Origin of the sequence: Pseudomonas sp. A-RE-19, from assembly GCF_019956555.1 — a bacterium.
In the GTDB taxonomy this organism is placed as follows: Bacteria; Pseudomonadota; Gammaproteobacteria; order Pseudomonadales; family Pseudomonadaceae; genus Aquipseudomonas.
In genome coordinates this window covers 115,635-127,633 of record NZ_JAHBDQ010000066.1, presented here as the reverse complement: position 1 = coordinate 127,633, position 11,999 = coordinate 115,635, and the positions used below count along the sequence as shown (strand labels likewise).

11 protein-coding genes are annotated in these 11,999 nt (G+C 59.4%); 6 read left to right on the top strand and 5 right to left on the bottom strand.

The window, feature by feature from the left end; translation table 11 throughout:
- Position 1 precedes the first annotated feature (1 nt).
- Complete coding sequence (gene trkA / locus KGB14_RS24940; RefSeq protein ID WP_223489456.1) at positions 2–1,375, top strand: Trk system potassium transporter TrkA; 1,374 nt, start codon at positions 2–4, stop codon at positions 1,373–1,375.
- 160 nt (positions 1,376–1,535) lie between these two features.
- Positions 1,536–1,850 (top strand): tetratricopeptide repeat protein, encoded by a 315-nt coding sequence (locus tag KGB14_RS24935; RefSeq protein ID WP_008007911.1) that lies wholly within the window; start codon positions 1,536–1,538, stop codon positions 1,848–1,850.
- Here KGB14_RS24935 and KGB14_RS24930 read toward each other — a convergent pair whose 3' ends face one another.
- The 3 genes from KGB14_RS24930 to KGB14_RS24920 form a co-directional block, all read right to left on the bottom strand.
- Positions 1,851–2,090, bottom strand: a complete 240-nt coding sequence (locus KGB14_RS24930; protein ID WP_223489454.1) for a PilZ domain-containing protein — start codon at positions 2,088–2,090, stop codon at positions 1,851–1,853. It lies immediately after the preceding gene.
- A 64-nt stretch (positions 2,091–2,154) separates the two neighbouring features.
- Positions 2,155–3,042, bottom strand: coding sequence for a lysophospholipid acyltransferase (locus tag KGB14_RS24925; RefSeq protein ID WP_223489452.1), 888 nt, complete (start codon positions 3,040–3,042; stop codon positions 2,155–2,157).
- A 40-nt stretch (positions 3,043–3,082) separates the two neighbouring features.
- Positions 3,083–3,640: a DNA-3-methyladenine glycosylase I gene (locus KGB14_RS24920; RefSeq protein ID WP_223489450.1), complete on the bottom strand. Its 558-nt coding sequence runs from the start codon at positions 3,638–3,640 to the stop codon at positions 3,083–3,085.
- A gap of 81 nt (positions 3,641–3,721) precedes the next feature.
- Between KGB14_RS24920 and glyQ the strand changes: the two genes are divergently transcribed.
- From glyQ to KGB14_RS24900, 4 genes are all read left to right on the top strand, one after another.
- Positions 3,722–4,675 carry a glycine--tRNA ligase subunit alpha gene (gene glyQ / locus KGB14_RS24915; protein ID WP_003213601.1) on the top strand — a complete coding sequence of 318 codons (954 nt, stop codon included), beginning with the start codon at positions 3,722–3,724 and terminating at the stop codon, positions 4,673–4,675.
- The gene (gene glyS / locus KGB14_RS24910) at positions 4,672–6,726 is read left to right on the top strand and encodes a glycine--tRNA ligase subunit beta (protein ID WP_223489448.1); all 2,055 of its coding nucleotides are present in this window, start codon (positions 4,672–4,674) and stop codon (positions 6,724–6,726) included. The genes glyQ and glyS overlap by 4 nt, the downstream gene beginning before the upstream one ends.
- Positions 6,727–6,730: 4 nt before the next feature.
- Positions 6,731–7,270, top strand: a complete 540-nt coding sequence (gene gmhB / locus KGB14_RS24905) for a D-glycero-beta-D-manno-heptose 1,7-bisphosphate 7-phosphatase (protein WP_223489744.1) — start codon at positions 6,731–6,733, stop codon at positions 7,268–7,270.
- 81 nt (positions 7,271–7,351) lie between these two features.
- Positions 7,352–8,131 (top strand): lysophospholipid acyltransferase family protein, encoded by a 780-nt coding sequence (locus tag KGB14_RS24900; protein ID WP_223489446.1) that lies wholly within the window; start codon positions 7,352–7,354, stop codon positions 8,129–8,131.
- 182 nt (positions 8,132–8,313) lie between these two features.
- Here KGB14_RS24900 and KGB14_RS24895 read toward each other — a convergent pair whose 3' ends face one another.
- Positions 8,314–10,626 (bottom strand): CHASE2 domain-containing protein, encoded by a 2,313-nt coding sequence (locus KGB14_RS24895; RefSeq protein ID WP_223489444.1) that lies wholly within the window; start codon positions 10,624–10,626, stop codon positions 8,314–8,316.
- Positions 10,627–10,644: 18 nt separating this feature from the next.
- A complete protein-coding gene (locus tag KGB14_RS24890) occupies positions 10,645–11,637 on the bottom strand; it encodes a FecR domain-containing protein (protein ID WP_223489442.1) in 993 nt (330 codons plus the stop codon).
- Between the last annotated feature and the right edge of the window lie 362 nt (positions 11,638–11,999).

The window sequence follows — 11,999 nt, the reverse complement described above, 5'->3', positions numbered from 1 at the left end:
GATGAAAATCATCATCCTCGGCGCAGGGCAGGTCGGCGGTTCGCTTGCAGAGCATCTGGCCAGCGAGGCCAACGACATCACGGTGGTCGACACCGACGGCGAACGCCTGCGCGACCTCGGCGATCGGCTGGACATCCGCACCGTGCAAGGCCGTGGCTCGCTGCCAACGGTACTGCGTCAGGCCGGCGCGGACGATGCTGACATGTTGGTTGCAGTGACCAACAGTGACGAAACCAACATGGTGGCCTGTCAGGTCGCTCACACGCTGTTTCACACACCGACCAAGATTGCCCGGGTCCGCGAAGCGGCTTACCTGACCCGCCCCGAACTGTTCGATAACGAAGCGATTCCGGTCGACGTGCTGATCAGTCCGGAGCAAGTCGTTACCAACTACATCAAGCGCCTGATCCAGCATCCCGGCGCGTTGCAGGTGATCGACTTCGCCGAAGGCAAGGCGCAACTGGTGGCAGTGAAGGCCTATTACGGCGGGCCGCTGGTGGGCCAGCAACTGCGTCAGTTGCGCGAACACATGCCGAATGTCGAAACCCGCGTGGCGGCGATTTTCCGTCGTGACCGGCCGATCCTGCCCCAGGGCGATACGGTGATCGAGGCCGATGACGAAGTGTTTTTCATCGCCGCCAAAGCGAATATTCGCGCGGTGATGAGCGAAATGCGCCGCCTCGATGAGAGCTACAAACGCATCGTCATCGCCGGCGGCGGGCAGATTGGCGAGCGTTTGGCCGAGGCCATCGAAAGCCGCTATCAGGTGAAGATCATCGAGATGAACCCGGCCCGTTGCCGCCATCTCTCGGACACCCTCGACAGCACCGTGGTGTTGCAGGGCAGTGCCTCCGACCGCGACTTGCTGATGGAAGAGAACATCGCCGACGCCGACATCTTCCTGGCGCTGACCAACGACGACGAAGCCAACATCATGTCGTCGCTGCTCGCCAAGCGTCTGGGCGCGAAGAAGGTGATGACGATCATCAACAACCCGGCCTACGTCGACCTGATCCAGGGCGGCGACATCGACATCGCCATCAGCCCGCAACTGGCGACCATCGGCACCTTGCTGGCCCACGTGCGGCGCGGCGATATCGTCAGCGTGCACTCATTGCGTCGAGGGGCGGCCGAAGCCATTGAGGCCATCGCTCACGGTGATGCGAAGTCGAGCAAGGTGATCGGCAAGGCCATCGAAAACATCGGCCTGCCGCCGGGCACCACCATCGGCGCGATCATCCGCGACGAAGAAGTGATCATCGCCCACGACAACACCGTGATCGAAACCGGCGACCATGTGATTCTGTTCCTTGTGGATAAGAAGCATATTCGGGATGTGGAAAAGCTGTTCCATGTGGGGTTGAGCTTCTTCTGATCCGGCATTTTGCGGCGTCTGAGCGGGCCTCTTCGCGGGCAAGCCTCGCTCCTACGGGGTTCCGTCGATCGCATAATATGTGGACGACGGAACCCTGTAGGAGCGAGGCTTGCCCGCGAAGGCGATTTCGAACTTCACCCAAAAACCAAAGGTGCCATCAATGATCGAATCCCTGGAAAAAATGCTCGCCAAGGGTGTGGATAACTCGCTGCTGCGCTTCGGACTGGGCAAGGGTTATCTGGATCTTGGTGAAAATGCCAAAGCCGCAGAGCATTTCCAGCGCTGTGTCGAGTTCGATCCAAAGTATTCGGCGGCCTGGAAGCTATTGGGCAAGGCCCATCTGGCGTTGGCGGATTACGCAGCGGCGCGTCAGGCCTGGGAACAGGGCCTGGAAGCCGCCCGCAACCATGGCGACAAGCAGGCGGAGAAGGAGATGACGGTGTTTCTGAAAAAGCTTGAACGTCAGGCGCACTGATCAAAGATAACGCAGGCCAATCCCTTCGGCGTCCACCAGCACCACTTCCATGCGCACTCGCGGCGCGCCTGTGGGTAAATCCTGCACCTGGCCATAGACCACCGTGCCCTTGGGCAATGCTGCCAAGGCCGGATGCTTGACGTAGACGCCCGTGGTCGACAGGTTGCGGGTCTGGCCCAGGCATTCGCCAAAGCTTTCGTGACTGATCTTGATGCGAAACGATTTGCGCTGTTCGGACATCTGCTGCGTCCTTGAATGAACGGTTGTGGATAACCAAGGTTATCCACAGATCATGCCAATCGCCTCAATACCAGCGAGCTTCGCCGGGCGGACGCTTCTTGAAGCGCTTCATGCTCCACATGTACTGGCTCGGATAGGCCCGCACATAACGCTCGACCACCTGGCTCATGGCCGCGCAAGACGTCTCGGTATCGGTGCTGTACATGGCCTCGGGCGCGGCTTCGAGGATTACTTTGTAACCCGAACCGTCCGGCAACCGCAGGGCATGCAGGAACACGCCGACCGCTTTACCGCCGGCCAGCATGTTCGGTACGAATTTGCTGGTCAGGGCCTGAGTGGCGAAGAATGGCACGAAGATCCCGGCGGATTCGGCCGGTTCCGGGTCAGCCGGAATACCTACTGCACCACCTTTGCGCACTTCTTTGATCACGCTGAGGATGCCTTCCTTGGTAGAGGCGGCAACCCGGTTACCCAATTGCACCCGCTGCTTGCGCAGCAAGTCATCCACAGCCTTGAGCTTGGGCGGACGATAGAAAATGATCGGTTTGCACTGGCTGCAATAAAAGTGGTTCAACACTTCCCAATTGCCCAGATGGCTGGTGATGCCGACAACACCTTTGCCGGATGCCAACGCCTCTTTCAGAACGTCGAGGCCTTCGACTTCCCGCACCAGGTCAATTGAACGCTGAGCCGGCCAGATCCATGCGCACGCGCTTTCGGTCAGGGATTTGCCAATGTCTTTCAGGCTCTGGCCCACCAGACGCTCGCGCTCGGCAGGGTCCATTTGCGGGAAACACTTGGCGAGGTTGATCCGCACCACGTCTCGAGAACGGTTGGGGGTTTTCCACATCACCCAGCCAATCGCCGAACCTACCGCCTGCACTGCCCGCCACGGGAGCAGGGCAAACAACCGCAGAGCGCCTACCAGCAAGGCGCCTTTAAACTTATCCACAGGTCACTCCTGATCTTGTGCTGTGCGCGAGGCGGCTATTCTAACCGCCGATCGCCAAAGTGGCGTAGCGATCGCAATCCCGAGTGTGGTCCATGACCATGCCCGAAGCCTGCATCAACGCGTAACAAATGGTCGGGCCGACGAACGTGAAGCCGGCTTTTTTCAGGCCTTTGCTCATCTCGACGGCGACCGGTGTGACGGCCGGAACTTCACTGCGATCCTTGAAATGATTGATCACAGGTGTTCCACCGACGAACGACCAGAGAAACGCCGCCGGGTCCTCCAGCGCCAGCCAGGCCTGGGCATTGCGTCGAGCCGCGTTGAGCTTGAGGCGATTGCGGATGATTCCCGGATCGAGCATCAATTCATCGATTTCCGCATCGCTCATCTGCGCCACGCGCTGCACGTCGAAGCCAAACAGCACCTCGCGATAACGCTCTCGTTTGCGCAACACAGTGATCCAGGAAAGCCCGGCCTGGAACCCTTCGAGCAAAAGCAACTCGAACAAACCCTGCGCATCGCGTAGCGGCGTGCCCCACTCCTGATCGTGATAAGCCATGTACAGCGGATCTTCGGTACACCAAAAGCAGCGTGGCATAAGGCTCCAGGGGGCGTGCGCAGGACCGAATCGGGTATACTCCCGCTCTTTAAATCGCAGCCCAAGAAACAGGTGAATTTCGTGAGCCAGCCTACGCCAGCCGTGCGTACCTTCCAAGACTTGATCCTCGCCCTCCAGCAATACTGGGCCGAGCAAGGTTGTGTGGTACTTCAGCCCTACGATATGGAAGTAGGCGCCGGCACTTTCCACACTGCCACGTTCCTGCGCGCCATCGGCCCGGAAACCTGGAACGCCGCTTATGTGCAGCCCAGTCGTCGCCCGACTGACGGCCGCTACGGCGAAAACCCGAACCGTCTGCAGCACTACTATCAGTTCCAGGTAGTCCTGAAGCCGAACCCGGACAACTTCCAGGAACTGTACCTGGGCTCCCTCAAGCACGTGGGCCTCGACCCGCTGGTGCACGACATCCGTTTTGTCGAAGACAACTGGGAGTCGCCAACGCTGGGCGCCTGGGGTCTGGGCTGGGAAGTCTGGCTCAACGGCATGGAAGTGACGCAGTTCACTTACTTCCAGCAAGCGGGCGGTATCGAATGCTACCCGGTGACCGGTGAGATCACTTACGGTCTGGAGCGTCTGGCCATGTACCTGCAAGGCGTGGACTCGGTCTACGACCTGGTCTGGGCTGACGGTCCGTTCGGCAAGGTGACCTACGGCGACGTGTTCCACCAGAACGAAGTGGAGCAGTCGACCTACAACTTCGAACACGCCAACGTCGAGAAGCTGTTCGAACTGTTCGACTTCTATGAAAGCGAAGCCAAGCGCCTGATCGAACTCGATCAGCCATTGCCGTTGCCGAGCTATGAAATGGTGTTGAAGGCGTCCCACACCTTCAACCTGCTGGATGCGCGCCGGGCGATCTCGGTGACCGCGCGTCAGCAATACATTCTGCGTGTACGCACCCTGGCGCGTTCCGTTGCGCAAGCCTACCTGCTGGCTCGCGCCAAGCTGGGCTTCCCGATGGCGACCCCGGACCTGCGTGATGAAGTACTGGCCAAGCTGGAGGCTGCACAATGAGTGCTCAAGATTTTCTGGTTGAACTGGGCACCGAAGAACTGCCACCCAAAGCCCTGAACACCCTGGCCGACGCGTTTCTGGCCGGTATCGACAAAGGCCTGCAAGCTGCCGGCCTGAACTACGAAACCAAAACCGTCTACGCCGCGCCTCGTCGTCTGGCCGTGCTGATCACCGCGCTGGCGACTCAGCAGCCGGACCGCAGCATCAACCTCGACGGCCCGCCGCGTCAGGCCGCATTCGATGCCGAAGGCAACCCGACTCAAGCAGCCCTGGGCTTCGCCAAGAAATGCGGCGTCGAGCTGAGCGAAATCGATCAGAGCGGTCCGAAACTGCGCTACAGCCAAAGCATCGCCGGCAAGCCGACCGCGAGCCTGATGCCGACCATCGTCGAAGACTCCCTGAACGATCTGCCGATCCCCAAGCGCATGCGCTGGGGTGCTCGCAAGGAAGAATTCGTTCGCCCGACCCAGTGGCTGGTGATGCTGCTCGGTGATCACGTCATCGACTGCACCATCCTTGCCCAGAAGGCCGGCCGCGATTCCCGTGGCCACCGCTTCCACCATCCAGAAAGCGTGCGCATCACCTCGCCGGCCAACTACCTGAGCGATCTGCGTGCTGCTTACGTTCTGGCCGATGCCAACGAGCGTCGTGAACTGATCAGCAAGCGCACCGAAGAACTGGCGACGCTGCAGGAAGGGACGGCCATCGTGCCGCCGAGCCTGCTCGACGAAGTGACCGCACTGGTTGAATGGCCGGTGCCGCTGGTGTGCTCGTTCGAAGAACGTTTCCTCGACGTACCGCAAGAAGCGCTGATCACCACCATGCAGGACAACCAGAAGTATTTCTGCCTGCTGGATGCCGACGGCAAGTTGCTGCCTCGTTTCATTACCGTGGCCAACATCGAAAGCAAAGACCCGCAACAAATCATCGCCGGTAACGAGAAAGTGGTTCGCCCACGCCTGACCGACGCCGAGTTCTTCTTCAAGCAAGACAAGAAGCAGAAACTCGAAGACTTCAACCTGCGTCTGCAAAACGTGGTGTTCCAGGAAAAACTCGGCAGCGTCTACGACAAGGCCGAACGCGTTTCCAAACTCGCTGCGTTCATCGCTCAACGCATTGGCGGCAACGCTGTCTGGGCTTCCCGTGCAGGCCTGCTGTCCAAGTGCGACCTGGCGACCGAGATGGTTGGTGAGTTCCCGGAGATGCAAGGTGTCGCCGGTTACTACTACGCCCTCAACGACGGCGAGCCTGAAGAAGTCGCCTTGGCGCTGAACGAGCAGTACATGCCGCGCGGTGCCGGCGCTGAACTGCCGACCACCCTGACCGGTGCGGCAGTTGCTATTGCCGACAAGCTCGACACGCTGGTGGGCATTTTCGGTATCGGCATGCTGCCGACCGGTAGCAAAGACCCGTATGCCCTGCGCCGTGCTGCGTTGGGTGTACTGCGGATCCTGATCGACAAGAAGCTCGACCTCGATCTGAACGACGCCGTGGCGTTTGCCGTGAATGCGTTCGGTACCAAGATCAAGGCCGCCGGCCTGAATGACTCGGTGCTGGAATTCATCTTCGACCGTCTGCGTGCCCGTTATGAAGACGAAGGCGTTGACGTCGGGACTTACCTGTCGGTCCGTGCCCTGAAGCCAGGCTCGGCGCTGGACTTCGATCAGCGCGTACAAGCGGTGGAAGCCTTCCGCAAACTGCCGGAAGCTGCAGCCCTGGCCGCCGTGAACAAGCGCGTTTCGAACTTGCTGAGCAAGATCGAAGGCAGCGTTCCGTCGGTCGTTGAAGCCAAGTACTTCGACAACGCCAACGAGTTCTCGCTGTATTCGGCGATCCAGCAGGCTGACCAGGCTGTGCAGCCAATGGCCGCTGCGCGTCAGTACAGCGAATCGCTGGCGCGTCTGGCCGCCTTGCGCGAGCCGGTGGATGCGTTCTTCGAAGCGGTGATGGTCAACGCTGAAGACGCCAAGGTGCGAGCCAACCGCTATGCGCTGCTGGCGCGTCTGCGTGGGTTGTTCCTGGGCGTCGCTGACATTTCGCTGCTGGGCTAAGGGGCTGCTGTTGAAACTGCTGATTCTCGATCGGGACGGAGTGATCAATTACGACTCCGATGCGTACATCAAGTCGGTGGAGGAGTGGATTCCGCTCCCCGGTTCGATCGAAGCGATCGCGCAGTTGAGTAAGGCCGGCTGGACGGTGGCGGTCGCTACCAACCAGTCCGGTATCGCTCGCGGCTATTACGACATCGCCACCCTGGAGGCCATGCACGTTCGTTTGCGCGAGCTGGTGGCGGAGCAGGGCGGCGAAGTCGGGCTGATCGTCTACTGCCCGCACGGGCCAGACGATGGCTGCGATTGCCGCAAGCCAAAACCCGGGATGTTGAAAACCATCGCCGCGCATTACAACGTTTCGCTGACGAATCTATGGTTCGTCGGCGATACTCTCGGTGACCTGGAAGCCGCCAGAGCCGTCGACTCTCAGCCAGTTTTGGTAAAGACCGGGAAAGGCGAAAAGACTCAGGGCAAAACCCTACCGGCGGGCACCTTGATTTTTGACGATCTGGCGGCGATTGCCGCGGAACTTATCCACAACTAAGGCTCTTCTGACATCCTGACCAAGGACTGATCGGGAGTGCGCTTGAATAGGCGGGCAATGCCCGCAACGGTAAATATCGCCATGTCGATACTGCAGGCCATCAGAACTTTCCTCTTTTACCTGCTGCTGGGCACCAGCTCTTTGCTCTGGTGCACCCTGAGCTTTTTCATCGCGCCGTTTCTGCCGTTCAAGGCGCGTTATCGCTTTATCAACGTGTACTGGTGTCGCTGTGCCTTGTGGCTGAGCAAAGTCTTTCTGGGCATCAGCTACGAAGTGAAAGGCGCCGAGAACGTGCCCGACCAGGCCTGCGTGATTCAGTCGAACCACCAGAGCACTTGGGAGACGTTCTTTCTCTCGGCCTATTTCGAACCGCTGAGCCAGGTGCTCAAGCGTGAACTGCTCTACGTGCCGTTCTTCGGTTGGGCCATGGCCATGTTGCGGCCGATCGCCATCGACCGTGGCAACCCGAAAGCGGCGCTCAAGCATGTGGCGAAAAAGGGCGATGAGCTGCTTAAGGACAATGTCTGGGTACTGATCTTCCCGGAAGGGACTCGCGTTCCCTACGGCACCATCGGCAAGTTCTCCCGCGGTGGCACGGCGTTGGCCGTCAATGCGTCACTCCCCGTGCTGCCGATTGCGCACAATGCCGGCAAGTTCTGGCCGAAAACCGGTTGGGCGAAGAAACAGGGCGTGATCACCGTCATCATCGGCGCGCCGATGTATGCCGAGGGTAACGGGCCACGAGCCATTGCCGACCTGAATGACCGGGTGCAGGCCTGGAACGAACAGATGCAGCGTGAGATGGGTTCGCTGCCAGCAGCGCCGGCGGCACCCAATGCCACCGATCAAGTGACTGTCTGAGATTCTGTGGATAACCTGTGTACCGTTTTGTTGAAAAACGTCGAAATTTGTTTTTAAGCTTATGATTTATATGCATATTTCTTAAGCAAATAAAAAGTCGAAAAACGTGCATAAGTTTTTTCGGACGTAAAAAAACCGGCTGATATCGCCGGTTTTTTTATGCCCGTTGAAAGCGTCTGGCTTCAGTCGCTCAATAGCGGCAGCTGGACAGTGAACGTCGTGCCTTGCCCCACCACGCTATGACAGGAAATCCTCCCGCCATGACGATCCACCACGGCCTTGACCATGGACAAACCCAGCCCCAGGCCGTCGCTGCCATGAGCCGAGGTAAAACGCCGATACTGACTGAACAACTCGGGAAGTTCTTCGACGGCAATCCCTCGGCCCTGATCAGCGATCTCGCACTTCAACCAGCCCCCGGTACAACTCACCCGCACCGAGATCTGCGAACCCGCCGGACTGTACTTGATGGCGTTTTCCAGCAGGTTGAAAAGTGCCCGTGTCAGTAGCGATTGATCGGCCAGGACCAACGGCTCAGCGTCTTCATCGAGGTCATGCCGCAGTTGAATGTTCTTCAGATGTGCGATGCTCGAGGCTTGGTCGAAGGTATCGAGCAACAGCATCGCGAATATGCTCGGCTGAAACTGATAGGCCTCGGACTCGGCTTTTGCCAACTGCACAAAAGCTTCGGTCAGGTTCAGCGCCTTGCGTACTTGTAACTCGATTTGGCTGAACACCTGGGTGTCGCCGGCCACTTGATGCCGCTGAACGTCGAGCAAAGCCAGAATCGCCGAGTGGGGAGCCCTGAGGTCATGGGACAAAAAGCGCAACAATACGGCTCGCTGTTCTTCAGCATCCCGCTCGACACTCAAGTCAGTGAGGCTCAGCAGCCAGCCAATCACAGAGTCACCTTCGGCCGGCAACAGCGGTGCCCGATCCAGACGCAGGCTGCGAGCCTGAATATCGCGAAACTCCACCGTCTCCAGGGTCGACAATGCAGATGGCGTTCCGTCGGACAGCGCCGGGTAGCCCAGGTCGCTCAGTTGCTCGAGCACGTCCTCGCCCACCAGACCACAGGAAAACACCTCTCGCGCTTTGCGGTTGGCCAGCAGAATACGCCCGCCCGGATCGCTGATCAGCGTCGCCACCGGCAGGTATTCCAGCCCATCGGCAATGAAACGCCGGGTGTCGCGGGTCCGGCTCATGGCCTGCTCCAACGCGACGATTTGCCCTTGCAGCACATCGCCGGCCGGGGCCTGGGTGCGGCGGCGTTCGGGAAAGACTTTTGGCTCACTGTCCAGACGCGCCAGTTCCCAACCGAAATAGGCGAGCACCGCGTTCAGCCTTCGCCAATTCCAGATCAGGTAACCCAGCAAAATACCCAGCAGACTGGCAGCCGGTGACCACCACCAGCCAAGCCGCATCAGTACACCCGAACCCAGCAGAGCGGCCGCCATTGCACCCAGGGTCAGCCACAGGGCGCGACGCGGACGCACCAACAGCAGGCCCAGCAATTCACCGACAATCACCACCGACAGCAACGCCGCCAAGTGCTGATCGAGAACCACAATGTTGCGCTGTTGCAGCAGCCCGTTGAGGATATTCGCCTGAATCTCGATGCCCGGTGTGGTGCCGATGCTCGCCGATTGCGGTGTCACATAACGGTCCCCCAGGCCTGGAGCGGTTGAGCCGATCAGGATCAAACGATCGCGCAACAACTCGGGCGGGACTTCGCCACGCAGTACGCTGACGTAAGGGACACTGGGAAAACCCGCGTCGGAACGGATGAAAGGAATCCGTATTTCGTGGGCTCGTTGCCAGCCTTGCGCCGATGGCAGGGCAGGAACGCCGGGCATCGGGGCTTTTTCCTTGTCGGCGAGGGCTTCTTCATACAGCAGCCAGGCCAGTTGTGCGCGTGGTTTCTGCGCCGATCCTTCGCTTAAATACACGCTGCGCACGATCCCGTCGGCATCCGCTTCGGCATTGATGTGCCCGATGCCTTTGGCGCAATGGCTCAACGGGGCCACCGGTTCAATTTCCCCCAGAGGCTGCCCATATCGCGCGACGCCTTCGCGCAGCAGCGGCACGAAAACATTCCCGGCCCGACAAGCTGCCTGGGCCAATAGCTGATCACTGCCGGGGTGACTAGCGGGCTCGCTGAAGATTACGTCGAACAGAACGCCTTTAACCTTCGCGGCGCTGAGCCTATCCAGCAGTTGCGCGTGCACGGCCCGCGACCACGGCCATTGGCCAAGCTGCTGCAAGCTGTAGTCGTCGATCGTGACGATGAGTATTCGTGGGTCCACCGGCAGCGGGCTTAGCCGGCGCAGGTTGTCGTACAGCAGATTGCTCAAGGTCAGGCCTTGGCTCATGGACAGCATCGCCGTCAGCGGCAACAGGATCAAACTGACCCATAGCCACTCGCGAACCATCCGCCGAAACAGCCGCTGAGCCTGGGTCGGCTCGCGGTCGTCCTTCCCTGGTCGTCTTCTCATCGGTCGTAGGCCAGGAAGCTATGGGACACGTGTGGTCCTGGGGTAATAGAAAATGTCATATACCCCGGTCTCTCCCTCTAACCCCTGAGCGTCATATGCCGATAGGCGAACATGGTAGAAAAACGCTTTCAGCCCGCTGAATTTGACCTCGGGCGTGCTGGAAAACTGTTCTTGCTTGATGTCCAAAAAAGCCGCGTCAGTGGCCACCTGCGCGCGATAACGCGTGGCCCCTTCGATGGGTTTCATGATCAGTTGCCAGACAGGCACATCACCCACCTGGCCGGTCTGGCCCAACAAACGTGGGGCGGGTAACAAGTCGATTGGCGTCAACGCGCCTTGTTGTTGAATACGCAGACCCTGCCGGGCCATGACCTGGACCTCATCTTCCGGGCGCTGAGTCCGTTTGGCAGCGGGCCGGGCCGGGCGGGATTCCGACAGTTCCTCGTCACGATTGACCGCCACTTGCCCGTTCAACACTTCCAGCAGTGCCTCGCCACCTTCATCGTTGCGCACCCGAAAGTGCGTGCCCCGTACGCCCAGTACACCCACCGGCGTGATGATCTGAAAACGATCATGGTCACTGGCACGCTTGATCACATACGACTCGACCTGCCCCTGCTCAAGGATGACCTGAGGGATCGAATGTTCTTCGTTGAGGTGCAAGGTGATTCGGGAACTGGACGGCAGCACCACCCGTGAGCCATCGCCCAGGGACAGGCTGACAAACGCCGAAGGTGAGGTCTTGACGCCTTCCTGCTCGTTGATCGACATGCCTTCCTGCAATGGCGTCTCCTTGCCTTTGGCATCCAGCTTCCAGGCCTCTCCAGTCAGATGCTCGACAGTCGCCGGCAGCGGTTGAGCACGGCATAGCTGGTTTTCATCGATATATGGCAAACGTTTTGCCGAAGCGACCGCTGCTGATGCACTCTCGATGAGCAATCCCATCAGGCCGGCAACCAGTAAAAGACAGACGCCAGAACAGCGTGGAAGCAATAAGGTCATGGGGTTCATGGATTGCTTTTTAGGCTCTTTTCGAAATCATGCCGGGAACGCGCGCGCTGGACGCACGATACCTGACCGGACGCTCTGGCAGATAGCCATGGGAGCAAAATGAGATGACACATCCTTGTGTCGGAGCCGAGCAGGCACTCCGTGTGTTTTCCCCTGACCTGAACTGCAGACTGTCGAAAACCGGTAATCGACGGTCCTGCCAGGTTGGCATTGACGCTCCCTGCGTCGGGACACATCCCAATGCCCCTGTGCCGCTCGGCGAGAACGAATTTACCGACATGGGAGCCTTGGGAGGCAATTCTCAACATTTGTTCAGAATTGGTCGGGGGTTAAAACACCCACCGTTGTTGCGTTGAGCGTAA